The organism is Pseudomonas sp. GV047 (assembly GCF_003058245.1).
Lineage (GTDB): Bacteria > Pseudomonadota > Gammaproteobacteria > Pseudomonadales > Pseudomonadaceae > Aquipseudomonas > Aquipseudomonas marginalis.
On the sequence record NZ_QCWA01000003.1, the window covers coordinates 43,073 to 57,266 of the forward strand.

Here is a 14,194-nt window from a genome sequence, read left to right on the forward strand (position 1 = left end):
ACTCCTTAGCGCTTACTCTCCGTGTTGCGGTGGAGTGTAGACAAGGCTTGGCAGGTGCGCAGGCCGGTCGCTACAAACGGTCAGTGCGGTGGGTAGCTGGAGAGGATCCGGGTCACCGTCGTGCGAATCGCGTTATTACGATCCTGGGGGTTGGGCGTGCTGCTCATCATCTGTTCATCACTGCCGCGCCACACCAACTTGCCGTCCTTGCCGTCGAGCAGGTCGATCTGGATGGTCGCCACCTTGTAGGTGATGTTGCGTGTTTCGTTGTACATCGGCCCGCCCCAATAGCCGTTCCACGGGCCACCCCAGGCGCCGCCATAGTTGGTGGTGACTTGTTGCTGGCGGTCTTCGACGATCAGGTAGGCCTGCACGTTCAGGTCAGCCCGGGTGCCTGCGGCTGCCGGGCGCAGGCCGCGCTGGTCAAGCTGTTCACCCACGGCCTGGCGGATGCGTTGTTCGGTGAGGTCGCTCTTGATCCGCGGATCATCGGGGCGGTATTGCAGCGCCGGGTCTTTCCAGGCCCAGTTGCGGTAGGCGCCGAAGTCGCGGCTGGCATCAAAATCGTGGTTGACCTGGCTGGTCTGGCAACCGCCCAGCAGCACAACAAAAGCTAGCGTAGCGATACGACGAAACATGGTTGATCTCCAACAAGGGACCGGGCTTTAGATGAGAATAGCGGTTAACTCGGAGGATAGGCGGTCATCGCCTTTTGCACGGCCTGGCGCAACGCATCCGCGCGCTCGCTGAGGCTGCCCTGGCTGCCGGTTTCCGCGCTGGCACTCCACACCGGCTGGCCGCTGCGGGCGTCGAACAGATTAACCCGCACCACCACCACTTGAACTTCATAGGTGCGCACGATCGGCACCGAGTTGTACATGCCGTAGCCCGGGCCGTAGCGGTTATAGCCGCCGTATCCGTAGCCGTAATCGTCCCGGACCTGCTTGAGACGCTTCTCCAGGCGTACATCGGCGCTCACCAGCAGGTCCGCCGGGCGGTTGTCGTGCAAGGGCCGCAGGCCGCGCTGGTCGAGGGCACCGCTGACCGCTTCGGCGACCTGCGCCGAGTCCGCCCAGGCCGTGCCGGCCGGGAGCTGGCCGTTGCGCCAGGCCCAATTGCGGTAGGCGCCATAGTCGCGCACCGGTGCCGGGTAGGCGCTGGCGTCGAAGGTAGTGGCCGCCTGCGCGGGCGCAGGCGGCATCGGCGCAGAAGCCGCCACATAAGGGTTGGGGCTGGAGCAGGCGCCCAGCCCGAGGGATAACAGGATCAAACAGAGACGACGCATTTCGACCTCCGCAGACTGGGCCGCTTATACCGGACGGCAGATCCAGTGCAAATAACGCCCAAGTCCGGCAAAGCTTGGGTGACGACGGTGAGCGAGCTCCATCTCTACAAGGTCCTTCAAGTCGGCGCGGGCCTGGAATTCCACCGGCATATAGTCGTGGAATACCCGCACGCCACTTTGGCTTTCGACCTGCCAAAGCCCTTCGAGTTGCGCCGCCAGCTCGCGCGGGTCGAGGGGCTGTTGCGGGGTCAGGCTCTGCTTTTCGCCGGCCATGTCATTCTTGCGCATCTTGCGGAAATGGCCTTTGAGCAGGTTGCGATAAATCAGCGCATCGCGGTTGTAGAACGCCAGCGACAGCCAGCCACCGGGCAGCGTCAGCTGATGCAGCACCGGCAGGATCCCGTGGGGTTCGGCCAGCCATTCCAGCACGGCGTGGCAAAGCACCAGGTCGTAGGGCTCGGTGAGCTGGCCGAGCAAGTCTTGCCACGGCGCGTGGATAAAGGTGGCGTCCTGCCCGGCCTCGGCGAAGCGTTGGCGCGCGCCCTCGAGCATCGGCTCGGCGGGTTCGGCCAGGGTCACCTGATGGCCGCGTTCGGCCAGCCACAGCGACATATGCCCCAGGCCCGCGCCGATATCCAGCACGCGTAACGGGCGCTCCGGCAGGGCCTCAGCCAGGTCGGCCTGGAGCACTGCCAGGCGAATCGCGCCTTTTGCGCCACCGTAGATTTTCTCGGCGAAGCGCGTGGCCAACTGGTCGAAATGCCGGTCACTCATGGGCAAACCGCCGCTCGCTGTCGGCCAGTTTGGCGCGCACCACCTCGTTCATGTCCAGGCCGAGCTCGCTGCACAGCAACAGCAGGTACAGCACGATATCGCCCACTTCCTGGCCGGCGTGGGCAAGTTTGTCGGCGGGTAACTGGCGGGACTGGTCTTCGCTGAGCCACTGGAAGATTTCCACCAGTTCGGCCATTTCCACGCTGGCGGCCATGGCCAGGTTCTTCGGGCTGTGGAATGGCTTCCAGTCGTTGGTATCGCGGATGCGGTGCAGGCGTTCGGTGAGGTGTTCGAGGTTCATGGGGGGCTCCTGAATGGGTATAGCTTCAGGGGGATGGAGAGTGAAGGCAAGTGAATAGCGGTGGTGCGACGATTCGACTTGCCGCTGATGAGGCCCTAATCCACCACGCTGAATTCGAGCCGGGCGGTCTGGCCGGCTTCGTCGAGGACGCTGAGTTGGTAGCGGCCCAGGCGCTCGAAACTGGCATTGATGCTGTCCTGGTTGGCGCTGTCGCCCAGGGGGGCGCCGTTGAGAAACCACCAGCGCCGGCCGCTGCCGCCCAGGGCGGAAAGCTTGAGGCGCAGGGTTTGCTGGCTGGCGGCGGGCAGGCGCAGTTGGTCGCCTTCGCGCACGCCGACAATCGACAGCGGCGAAGACGCCGCCAGCGCCGGTGGCGGGCAATCGGGGTCGGCGGCGGGAATCCGCGCTTCACGGCGCTCGATCCTGGGCAACCATGGCTCCAGCGGTGCGGGCCACAGGGCGATACTTTTAGACACCGCGCCAGGGCAATGGGCATCCACCCTCAAGCCCTTGGCGTTGACCCAGACGCTTTCCATCAAGCCAACACTCAACGGCTGATCCAGCGCCTGCAAGGTCGGCGGCGTGGTGTTGTCCAGGGTCCAGGCAAAGCGCTGGCGGCGGCAATTCGGATCGCTGCGGTTCATGGGCTGACCCAGCGGCCAACAAATCGCCGCCACGCCGACATTGGTCGGCACCGCCACCACCTGCGCGCTGATGCCGCGCTGGCTGTCGCGATTGGTCAGCACGTCATGCACCTGCAACATCAGCGGCGCCGCCGAGGCCAAACCGAACTGCCCCGGCACCGGCGTGCCGTCCGGGCGACCGATCCACACACCGATCAAATAGCGCGGCCCCACGCCAATCGCCCAGGCATCGCGAAAACCGTAGCTGGTCCCGGTTTTCCAGGCCAGGACCGGGCGCTGCACCAGTTCGGCACGCGGGTCGCGATCAGGCCGCGCCTGGCCACTGAGGATGCGCCGAACAATCCAGGCGGACCCTGGCGACAGCAAGGGCCGTTCTCTCAGCGTATCGTCCGGCTGCAATCGAAGGGTGGCGCTCCTGCCGTTGCGGGCGAAGGCGCTGTAGCCGCTGACCAGATCCTCCAGGCGGCTGCCCGCGCCGCCGAGGATCAGCGCCAGGTTGGGCTCGGCCAACGCCGGCAGGGCCAATGGCACGCCGCCGATGCGCATCTGCGCGGCAAACCGCTTGGGCCCGTACGCTTCCAGCAACTGCACCGCCGGCAGGTTCAGCGAACTGGACAGCGCCGTGCTCGCCGGCACTGCGCCGGTAAAGCCCATGGAAAAGTTGCCCGGGCGATAATCGCCATAACGCCGGGGCACATCCTGCAGCAGCGATTCGGAGTGAATCAGGCCCTCGTCCAGGGCCATGCCATACAGGAACGGCTTCAAGGTAGAGCCCGGCGAACGCAGCGCGCTGATCATGTCCACATGGCCAAAGCGCTTGGCGTCGTTGATGTCCACTGACCCCAGGTAAGCGCGCACGGCCATGTTTTCTTCTTCCACCACCAGGATCGCGGCCGAGGTGTATTCCGGCAACCGCGCACGCCAGCCCAGCAACAGGTCTTCAAGACGGCGTTGCAGGGTGGCATCCAGCGTGGTGCGAATCAGCGGCGGGCTGTCCGGACGGTTAAGGCGGCGGGCAAGCAGCGGCGCCAGGCTCGGCTCCAGGCGCGGGGCGAGCAGCAACGGCTCTTCCAGCGCTTCGTCGACGGCGGCTTGTGGCCACACCTGGAACTCGGCGAGGCGGCGCAGCACTTTGTCGCGGGCCTCCTGGGCGCGCTGCGGGTGGCGATCCGGGCGCAGGCGGCTCGGCGCCTGGGGCAATACCGCGAGCAAAGCGGCTTCGGCGTGGGTCAGTTGCGCCGGGGACTTGCCCAGGTACGCCCAGCTGGCGGCCGCCACGCCCTGCAACGTGCCGCCGAACGGTGCGCGGTTCAGGTACAGGTTGAGAATCTGTTCCTTGGACAGGTGCCACTCCAACTGCGCCGTGCGCCACAGTTGCCGCAACTTGCCGTGGAAGGTCCGCGAGTGAGGATCCAGCAGACGCGCCACCTGCATCGACAACGTACTGCCACCCGACACCACCCGCGCGCCCGTCAGGTTCTGCCACGTCGCCCGCACCAGCGCCAACGGGTTAACACCGGGATGCTGATAGAACCAGCGGTCTTCGTAGGTGAGCAGTGCATCGAGGTAATACGGCGACACTTCGCTGGTTTGCACCGGATAACGCCACACGCCGTTGGCATCGGCAAACCGCCATAACGGCGTGCCATCCTCGGCCAGCACCACCCGCGCCAGGTCGTCCCTGGGCAACGGCAACGGCCAGATACGATCGGCCAGCCACAGCAGGGCAATCATCAAGACCAGGCTCGCCAGGGTCCAGCGGACAAGTAAACGCAAATTCAAGCGGGCAAACCTCTATGCTTGTAGGGAACTAGCCTGTTGCAATAACAACCAAAGGCACAGATACGCCCACCTTCTTATCAGGACACACATATGCAGGTAGAAAGCTTTTTCGAATGGTTGGGCCAGGCGCTCGGTTCCGTCATCCGCTTTATCGTCGACGGGCTCAGCGGATTGTTCGGAGCCTTGACCCACGCCGGCGGCAACTTTGTCGAAGGCCTGTCACGCACATTGGGCATGGACACCTCGATCATCAGCATCCTCACCCTGATCGTCGGCCTGCTGTTTCTGTACTCAGCCGTACGCGCCTTCATGCGCGCTTCGATTATCTTCGGGGTGATCTGGCTGATACTTGGCCTGTGGCTGCTCAGTTGGGTCGTGCACTAAACCCAAGAACACCCAGCCACTGTAGGAGCGAGCTTGCTCGCGAAGGACGTCAACGATAACGCTGACATCCTGAATAAACGCGGTGCCCTTGCGTTCTTCGCGGGCAAGCCCGCTCCTACAGTGATCAACCGTCAAATTTCAGCGTCCCTTGATCACCAGGTCCGCCGGCGTCTCCCCCACTGCCTGCCAGTTCGGCCGGTACATCGACTCCACCTGCGGCGGCGGCACGCGGTAAGTGCCCGGTGTCACGGCACGGGCCAGGTACAGCAAGTGCGTGGTGCCATCGCCGTCAAGGTTGATGGCCGCCACGTAACGGTCATCACGAAACTCCTGATGCTTGAGCGCCGCGTTCTGCATCGACCCGCGCCATTCCTTCACCTGGCTGCTGGCGTTTTCCAGGCTGGCGGCACTTTGGGCCAGGTTCTGGTTTTCCAGCTCCAGGCCCGCCGGCAACAGGTCGACCACCAAGGCATCCGGCACGCGCTGCCTGGCGCTCACCGCCAGGTGCACCAGCACCAGGTCGCCGCTATTGAGGTTGCGCAGGTTCAGCGGTTGGCCATTCATGCCTAGGTATTCCCGGCGGATGCTCAGGTTGTCGCCACCCGGTGCCGGTGGCACCTGGGGATAACCCGAGATCGTCAGTTGCTGGTAGACCGGCACATCGCCCTGATTGGTCAGGTTCAGATCGCCAGAAAGCAGCTTGCCTTCCAGGTCCAGCGTCGACTGTTGATTGTTCAGCTCATGTTCCCCACCGCTGCCATTGAGCAGGACCTTCCAGGCCGACTCGGGCTGGGCAAACCCCAGGCGCCCGGCCAGGAACAGCGAGTTGCGCTCCTGGGTCGACAGGTACGGGCTGGCCGCCAATTGGTCCGACAGGCTAAACAAACGCTCCTCACGCTTGCCCTTGGCCAAGTCGTTTTCTTCCAGCAACGCCAGGATCATCGCCTGATCGCGCAGCGGGCTGCCGTAGTCAGCCAGCCATTCCTTGGCGCTGCGTTGCGCCGCCAGGCCGGCCAGCAAGGCTTGATCCGCACGGGGCTGGTCACCCATCTTCTGTAATGCGATGGACAACTGCACCAACGGCAACCCGGAACGCGCGTCGCTGCGCCGCTCGAAAATACTGCGCAGCGCCCCCAACGGCGCCTGCTGACTGCGCGCCAGTACCATGCCGGCGTAGGCCTGCACGGCAAAGCGCGTGTGGTCAGCGTTGTCGCTGTAGTCGACTTCGATCAGGTTGCGCTCCTGCACATAGCGCAGCAGGCGCTCGCTGGCTTTTTTCAGCGCTTCAGGCGGTACCGCGAAGCCCTGGTCACGGGCACGCAACAGGAAGTCGGTGACATAAGCCGTCAGCCAATATTCCTCTTCGCCATCGGCGCCCCACAAACCGAAGCTGCCGTTGTAGCGCTGCATGCCCAGCAGGCGTTCGATGCCCAGCTCGATCTTGCGTTTGCGCTCGGCATCCGGCTCGCCCTTGATGCTCAAGCGCTTGAGCAGCGCGTCGTCGGCGTACAGCGACGGGTACAGACCACTGGCGGTCTGCTCCAGGCAACCATAAGGGTAGGCCTTGAGCGCCGAGATCTGCGCACCCAGGTTCAGCGGCGGCCGGCTCGACAGGCTCAGCAGCGCCTCACGCCCAGAGGCATCGAATTGATCCAATGCGCCGGCGGGCAGGCTCCACGGCTCGCCCTTGAGCACCGCGCGGTAATGCCTGAGCAACGCCGGGTAGGCCGGGCGCACACCCAGGGTCCATTCGCGGCTGAACGGCGGCAGGTTCTCACCGGGCAGGTCCAGGCCATTGACCGTGACCTTCACCTTGCCTTGACCCAAGCCACCCCAGGCTTTCACCGGGATACGCAGGGTAGTGCGCTGGCCTTGCTTGAGCTCGACGGCTTGAGCGCCCGTGCTGACCAGCTCCAACTGCCCTTCGGCACTCAGTTGCACATCCAGTTTCTGCGCCTTGCCCGACAGGTTGGACAGGTCCAGGGCCAACGTCGTCTGGTCACCGCCGGCGAGGAAGCGCGGGGCCGACAGCTCGGCGATCAGCGGCGCGGCGATCACGGTCTTGCCTTCGGCCATGCCGTAGCGGTCGTCGCTCCAGGCCTGGGCCATCAGGCGCAGTTCACCGTTGAAGTCGGGGATGTTGACGCTGACTTCACCCTCGCCCTGCTCATTCAAGGTCACCGGCGCGCTTTGCAGGGCGACGATGGTCACACTGGTGTCCGGACGCTTGCCGCCCTTGGCCAGCGCGGCGTCACCGCCAAAGGCCAGGCTGGCCAGGCGGCCCTGCCCGGCTTCGATCAACTGGCCGTAGATATCGAACTGGTCCACGCCATAGGCCTTGCGGCCGAACAGGCTGGAGTACGGGTCCGGCGTCGGGTATTCGGTGATATTGAGGATGCCCACGTCCACCGCCGCCACCAGCACGTGCACCTGTTTCGGCACGCTGCCATCGGCGTTTTTGGCGGCGATCTTCACCGTCAGCGGTTGTTTGGGGCGCATTTTTTCCGGCGCGGTCAGGGTCACGCCCAGCTTGCGCTGGGTGCGATCCAGCGGCAGATGCAGCAGGCCTACCGCGCGCTTGGGGGTGATATTGGCTTTGCGCTCGCCGGGACGAACCACCAGGGCGCTGACGTACAGGTCATGGCGCGACCATTTCGGATCAAGCTTCACGGCAAAGCTTTTGCCTTCGGCCGGCACGTCGATTTCCTGCCACCACAGCGGCCCTTCGGCGGACTCCACCAGCAGGTAGCCTTTACCGGCAGCCGGCGGCGTGACCGTGACGTTGGCGGTATCGCCGTCGCCATAGGCGGGTTTATCCAGCGCCAGCTTGACCTGATCGGGCCGTACGGCGCCGCCTTCGGTGTTGTCCTGGGCCTGGTAGCCGGCCCAGAAGCGCAGGCTGCTGACCAGGCCGGTCTGCGGGTCTTCGACCTCGACGCGGTACGGCCCCCACTCCACCTGGAAGCTGACCTTGGCGGTATCGCCGGCCTTGATGTTCAGGGTCTGTTCGTCGAGGTTGAGGAATTTTTCGTTGTAGTGATAGCTCCAGCCATCGCTGTCGGAGTAGTTCCAGTAGTAGTCACGGCGCTCGCGTACCAGGCGGACCTTGAGGTCTTGCGCGGCGAGTTTCTGCCCGTCCTGGTTGGCCAGCAGCACTTCGAATTCCGCCGGGCCGTCGCCATTGGTTTCCTTGCCGTCAAACAGGCCACGCAGGCCCGGCAGTTGCTCGGCGGGCCAGATCGGCTGCACCAGGCGCCGGGTGATCGGCCGCCCGCCCGACTCGTGCAGGCTGGCCTGCACGATCAGTTGCAGGGGGGATTTGGCCTCGGCCCATTTGCTTTCCAGGGTCAGTTCTTCCTGGCCCTTGGCGTCGAGCACGCTTTCGTCCAGCTCGAAGTCCTGGCTCAGTTCCTCTTCGGTGACGGATCCGAATTGATAGCCCGGCAGCGACTTGACCGCTTCGCGCAACGGTCGCACATAGACTTGCCCGCTGACGCGGTTGCCCGACGCCGGCGCACCATAGAGGTAGCGACCGTTGACCTTGATCACCGGGTTATCCGCCGGGCTCAATGCCGTGTCGCTGCCCTTGAGTTCCAGCGCCAGGCGCTCGGGCAGGAAGTCTTCGACGAGGAATTCATACAGCTGCGGCTTGCCATCACCCAGGTCGAACACCAACTGCCAGCGCCCGGTCGGCGCTTCGCCGGCCAGCTGCAGTTGATATTGATAGAGGCCGGAGGCATCGGCATCCCAGACGAACTTGCGGCTCACCTGTTCATCCGGGCGACGCACTTCGACGCTCACCGGCTGCGGCTTGACCGCGTTGCCGTCCTTGTCCCGCAGCAGGGCGTTGAGCAGCACGGTTTCGCCGGGGCGATACAGGTCGCGCGGGCCGAACACAAAGAACTGCAACGGATGGGAAGGTTGGCCGCCGATATCGAACTCGGCCAGATCCAGCGCGGCACTGTCCAGGCGCAGCAGACTGGTCTGCTCGCCCTGCTTGGCCAGCAGCACCTGGGCCTTTTTCGGCAACGGCAACTCAGCGTGGCCGCCCTTTTCGGTCTTGCCCTGGCCCAGCACACGGCCGTCGGCATCGAGCACTTCAAGGTCGACGCCATCCAACGCCTTGCCACCTTCCAGCGCCTGGGTAAACACATCCAGGCGATTGGCGTAGCGGTGCACCGACAGGCCGATATCGCTCAAGGTAAACAGCGTGGCCGGTTGCGAATAGTTGTAGGTGCCCGAAGCGCGCATCACCGCCAGGTACACGCCCGGTTGCTGCAATTGCTTGAGGCCGGCAATCGGCAGCAGCAGGGTTTCACGGGTATTGCGCGCCGGGTTCAGGTCGAAACGGCCGCCGTAGACCAGGTCGGCCAGCGGCAGCAGTTCGCGGGATTCATAACTTTGCAGGCTGGTATTGCGCCCCCACTGCGCCAGGAACGACGGCAGGGATTCGGGTTTGATACGGAAGAATTCAACGTCGATCTTGTCGACGTTCAATGCGATCACCGGCAGGCCTTCGGCCAGGCGCGTCGGCAACAATGTGCCACGGCTGGCGAAGCCGACGGTGGCTTGCAGGTCACGGGTTTCCAGGCGCGCGATGTACTCGGCGGCGAGCGTGTTGGCGTTGACCGCCTTCACCCCGGCATCCACCGTCAGCACCAGTTTGCGCTGGGGTTCCAGGTGACGCAGGCGCAGCTCCATGAGGTTATCGGACAGCTCCCAGGCGCCATCGACCTTGCCGGACTTGCTGTCGACCAGATGGAGTTTGTCGGCAAACTTCTGCTCCGGATCCAACGGAATGGAAAAACTCACCGACAAGGTGCTGGCGCCGTCCAACTGCACCTCGGATACGTCCACCACACTCAACTCACGCCCGGCATAACGCTGCTTGAGCGCCGCCACATCCACCGCGGCCTTGGCCGGTTTCGGCGCTGCCGCCACGGTGGGCGCAGGCGGTGCTGCCGGTTTATCGGAAGAATCGCAGGCGCTCAGCAGGGCCAGCGCGCAGGCCAGGAACAATCCTTTGTTAAGCATGGGGCACTCGTAGTCAGAGGGAACCGAGGGGTGAACTATATATCAGCGCCGGCCAAGCCGATGTGGCGCTGGTCACATTGACCGACGGAGGGTGAGTTGGTTCTCAACGGTCTCAAGTCCCAGCCAAATCCCACAGGCATAGGGCTCCATTCCACATTGGCCCTGTTGCGCTGCCAATGGACGGTTACAATGCCGCTCCCCCAAGGAGCCTGCATGTCCACCTTACTGACCGACTGGCGCGACCGCCCTACCCATCGCCGCGTATGGGCTTTGGCCGCGCCGATGATTCTTTCGAACATCTCCGTGCCGATGGTGGCACTGGTCGACAGCATGGTCATCGGCCACCTGCCCCACGCTCACCAGCTGGGCGCCGTGGCCGTCGGTGCCAGCTTGTATACCTTCCTCGCCTGGGCCATGGGTTTTCTGCGCATGGGTTCCACCGGTTTCGCCGCCCAGGCCGCCGGGCGCAAGGATGGTGCGGCACTGCGACAGATCCTGCTGCAAGGTTTGCTGCTGGCGCTGGGGTTGGCGATGTTGCTGGGGACCGTCGGCATTCCGCTGAGCCATCTGGCCCTGGAATGGATGCAACCGTCCCCCGAACTCAACCAATTGACCCGCGAGTTCTTCCACACCCGCCTGTTCGGCCTGCCCGCCGCCCTGGCCAGCTACGCGCTGGTGGGTTGGTTTCTCGGCACGCAAAACGCCCGGGCGCCATTGGCAATCCTGTTGACCACCAACCTGGTGAACATCGCCCTGAACCTGTGGTTCGTATTGGGCCTGGACTGGGGCGTGGTCGGCTCGGCCCGCGCATCGGTGATCGCCGAATGGACCGGCGCCCTCCTCGGCCTTGCTCTCACGCAAAAAGCCCTGCGCGCCTACCCCGGGCATATCGCCTGGGCTGCGTTGAAACGGTGGCAAAGCTGGCGCCCGTTGCTGGCGGTGAACCGCGACATCTTTATCCGCAGCCTGGCGCTGCAGTCGGTGTTTTTCATGATCACGGTACAAGGCGCACGCCTGGGCGATGCCACCGTGGCGGCCAACGCGCTGTTGCTCAACGGCCTGCTGCTGACCGCTCATGCGCTGGACGGCTTGGCCCACGCCGTCGAGGCGCTGTGCGGACACGCCATTGGCGCCCGTGACCGCCCGGCCCTGCGCCGTTCGCTGGTGGTTGCCGGCGGTTGGTCGCTGATCGCCAGTCTGGGGTTTGCCCTACTGTTCACCCTCGCCGGCCACCTGTTTATTGCCATGCAGACCGATATCCCCAGCGTGCGCGAAACCGCCGATCTCTACCTGCCGTACCTGGCGGTACTGCCGTTGATTGCGGTGTGGAGTTATCTGTTGGATGGGTTGTTTATCGGCGCTACGCGCGCCAAGGAAATGCGCAATGGCATGTTGCTGACGGTGCTGATGGTGTTGCCCTTTGCCTGGGCACTGCAAGGCCTGGGCAACCACGGGCTGTGGATGACATTCCTGCTGTTCATGGCCTTGCGCAGCCTGACCCTGGGGGTCATTGCCTGGCGGCTCAAGCAGCGGGGGGAGTGGTTCGGTGCCCGTGCCGACTGAACCTACCTGTTAGTTCTGACAGGTTACAGACCGACATTCCGGGCGTTGAATGGCCATGGGTAAAACCCATCCCATAGATTCAAGGAGAGTCGGATATGAACATCACGAAAGCACTGTGGATCGCTACGGCTTGCACACTGGCGAGCATCGCGGGATGCAGCAATGGGCAAGGGCCGAACACTACCGAGGACAGACTGCGAGTTACAAACAGTAGCCAGTCCAATCTGACACTCATCCAGGGAACCGAGCGACACGCCCTCGCTCCAGGTGCAAATATTGAACTGCCCTTTAACAGCCAAAATGTCACGGTGGCGCCCACCACCACCGGTGCCGACAAACTTGACCGGGTTGTCTTTCAGTTCAACCCAGGCCAATGCTCGGTCAAGCTCTGCCTGGTCACGTACTGAACCACCCACCGATACGACGCGCGGGTATCCCCGCGCATCGTTCAACCCAGCATCAGGACGACAGGTAGGACGAACGCGTCAGGCCCAGACGCAAGGCGTCGAGGAACTGCGTACGCTCACTGGCACTGATCTTCGCGCTGGCGCACTTGTCACGGTAGTGAGTCATCAACTCCTCCGGCGACAAGTGCACATAGCGCAGCATGTCTTCGATGGTGTCGTGGGTCTCGATGCCGGCGCTGTACACCGAACCGTCTTCGCGCTGGTAGATGTTCACCGAGTCGGTGTCACCGAACAGGTTGTGCATGTCGCCAAGGATTTCCTGGTAGGCGCCCACCAGAAAGATGCCCAGCAGGTAGTCTTCGCCTTCATTCAAGGCGTGCACCGGCAGGCTGGTCTCGATGCTCTGCTCGTCGACGTACTGCTTGATCTTGCCGTCGGAGTCGCAGGTCAGGTCTTGCAGCACGGCGCGGCGCAGCGGCTCTTCGTCGAGACGGTGCAGCGGCAGGATCGGCAGTACCTGGCCGATGGCCCAGGTGTCCGGCAGGCTCTGGAACACCGAGAAGTTGCAGATGTACTTGTCGGCCAGCTTGTCGTTGAGTTCGTCCAGCACCTGGCGATGCGAGCGCTGGCGGGCTTTCAACGAGTTGTGCAGGCGGCGGCACACGGCGAAGTAGCACTGTTCGGCCAGGGCTTTCTCGGCCAGGGTCAGTTTGCCGTCGGCATACTGGGTGGCCACATCGCTCATGTAGTGAGTGGCGCGCCAGTAGGTTTCGGTGACCATTTCGATATCGGTCGGGCCGAGCAGGTCCACCAGCCATTGCACGGTTTCCGGCAGGCTTTCCTTGTTTTCGATGACCGGGATTTCGTCGTTATGCTTCTCGACGTCGGTGACCTGCACCACCAGCATGGCGTGGTGGGCGGTCAGGGAGCGGCCGCTTTCGGAGAAGATATTCGGGTGCGGCAGGCTCTGGGCGTCGCAGAATTCCTTGAGCATGCCCACGACCACACCGGCGTAGTCGTCCATGTCGTAGTTGATCGAGCTGGCGTTACGCGAGTGGGTACCGTCGTAGTCCACGCCCAGGCCGCCGCCCACGTCGATGTGGTCCACCGGCAGGCCGAGGTTGCGCAGTTCGCCGTAGTAACGAATGGCTTCCTTGAACCCATGCTGGTAGTCGGCCAGGTTGGCGATCTGCGAACCCATGTGGAAGTGCAGCAGGCGGATGCCCTGGTCCAGGCCCGCCGCGCGGAAGCGCTCGACCACCGACAGCAGCTGCGCCGCCGACAACCCGAACTTGGACTTCTCGCCACCGGTGTCCGCCCACTTGCTTGACGCCAGGGACGACAGGCGCACGCGCAGGCCCACCTGTGGCTTGACCTTGAGGCTGGCGGCCTCTTCGATCACCAGTTCAACCTCGGATTCTTTCTCGATCACGATAAATACGTTGTGGCCGAGCTTCTGGCCCATCAGTGCCAGGCGGATGAACTCGCGGTCCTTGTAACCGTTGCAGACGATGGTGCCGCCCTTCGGCGCCAGGGCCAGCACGGCCAGCAGCTCAGGCTTGGAGCCGGCTTCGAGGCCGATGGAAACGTTCTGGGTGGCGATGATGTTCTCGATCACCGCCTCCTGCTGGTTCACCTTGATCGGGTACAGCGCGGTGTACTTGCTCTGGTACTCCAGGCGCTCGATGTTGGCATCGAAAGCGCCGGTCAGCTGGCGTACACGGTCTTGCAGGATGTCGGGAAAACGCACCAGCAGCGGCAGGGAAAGGCCGCTCTTGCGCAGCTCGTCCACTTGCTCGTAGAGGTCGACGGGTGTGCTGTTCGGGCCGTTCGGACGGACTTCAACGCGACCGGCATCATTGATCGCGAAATACCCGGCCCCCCAATGGCGAATCCCGTAAACACTGCGGCTGTCCGCAACTGTCCATTGGCTGCCATCGTCTTTGCGTGTGCGTCGTACGGACATCGAAGTCCCCTATAAATGAAGGCGAAGGCGCCGCCTCGCGTTCGAGGCTGGCGC

Annotated in this window: 10 protein-coding genes; 3 read left to right on the forward strand and 7 right to left on the reverse strand. The window is 63.8% G+C overall.

Annotated elements, in window-relative coordinates:
* Window positions 1-80: 80 nt before the first annotated feature.
* The 5 genes from C8K58_RS08630 to pbpC all read right to left on the reverse strand — a co-directional run bounded on the left by C8K58_RS08630 (window position 81) and on the right by pbpC (window position 4,786).
* Window positions 81-638: a DUF4136 domain-containing protein gene (locus tag C8K58_RS08630; protein WP_027607982.1), complete on the reverse strand. Its 558-nt coding sequence runs from the start codon at window positions 636-638 to the stop codon at window positions 81-83.
* Window positions 639-682: 44 nt separating this feature from the next.
* Window positions 683-1,285 (reverse strand): DUF4136 domain-containing protein, encoded by a 603-nt coding sequence (locus tag C8K58_RS08635; protein ID WP_065947169.1) that lies wholly within the window; start codon window positions 1,283-1,285, stop codon window positions 683-685.
* Between the two features lie 24 nt (window positions 1,286-1,309).
* Window positions 1,310-2,059 (reverse strand): methyltransferase, encoded by a 750-nt coding sequence (locus C8K58_RS08640; protein WP_027607984.1) that lies wholly within the window; start codon window positions 2,057-2,059, stop codon window positions 1,310-1,312.
* The gene (locus C8K58_RS08645) at window positions 2,052-2,360 is read right to left on the reverse strand and encodes a MazG-like family protein (protein WP_027607985.1); all 309 of its coding nucleotides are present in this window, start codon (window positions 2,358-2,360) and stop codon (window positions 2,052-2,054) included. Before C8K58_RS08645 ends, C8K58_RS08640 begins: the two co-directional genes overlap by 8 nt.
* Before the next feature lie 95 nt (window positions 2,361-2,455).
* Entirely contained in the window at window positions 2,456-4,786 is a 2,331-nt protein-coding gene (pbpC, locus tag C8K58_RS08650) for a peptidoglycan glycosyltransferase PbpC (RefSeq protein ID WP_108573602.1), read from the reverse strand.
* Between the two features lie 90 nt (window positions 4,787-4,876).
* Between pbpC and C8K58_RS08655 the strand changes: the two genes are divergently transcribed.
* Window positions 4,877-5,170 carry a hypothetical protein gene (locus C8K58_RS08655; RefSeq protein ID WP_027607987.1) on the forward strand — a complete coding sequence of 98 codons (294 nt, stop codon included), beginning with the start codon at window positions 4,877-4,879 and terminating at the stop codon, window positions 5,168-5,170.
* 138 nt (window positions 5,171-5,308) lie between these two features.
* On the opposite strand, the gene C8K58_RS08660 is transcribed toward C8K58_RS08655, so the two are convergent.
* Window positions 5,309-10,204, reverse strand: coding sequence for an alpha-2-macroglobulin (locus C8K58_RS08660; RefSeq protein WP_108573603.1), 4,896 nt, complete (start codon window positions 10,202-10,204; stop codon window positions 5,309-5,311).
* Window positions 10,205-10,417: 213 nt separating this feature from the next.
* On the opposite strand from C8K58_RS08660, the gene C8K58_RS08665 reads away from it, so the two are divergent.
* Together C8K58_RS08665 and C8K58_RS08670 are read left to right on the forward strand one after the other, a co-directional pair.
* Window positions 10,418-11,767, forward strand: a complete 1,350-nt coding sequence (locus C8K58_RS08665) for an MATE family efflux transporter (RefSeq protein ID WP_027607989.1) — start codon at window positions 10,418-10,420, stop codon at window positions 11,765-11,767.
* Between the two features lie 95 nt (window positions 11,768-11,862).
* Window positions 11,863-12,174 carry a hypothetical protein gene (locus tag C8K58_RS08670; RefSeq protein WP_027607990.1) on the forward strand — a complete coding sequence of 104 codons (312 nt, stop codon included), beginning with the start codon at window positions 11,863-11,865 and terminating at the stop codon, window positions 12,172-12,174.
* Window positions 12,175-12,226: 52 nt separating this feature from the next.
* On the opposite strand, the gene speA is transcribed toward C8K58_RS08670, so the two are convergent.
* Window positions 12,227-14,140: an arginine decarboxylase gene (gene speA, locus C8K58_RS08675; protein ID WP_027607991.1), complete on the reverse strand. Its 1,914-nt coding sequence runs from the start codon at window positions 14,138-14,140 to the stop codon at window positions 12,227-12,229.
* Between the last annotated feature and the right edge of the window lie 54 nt (window positions 14,141-14,194).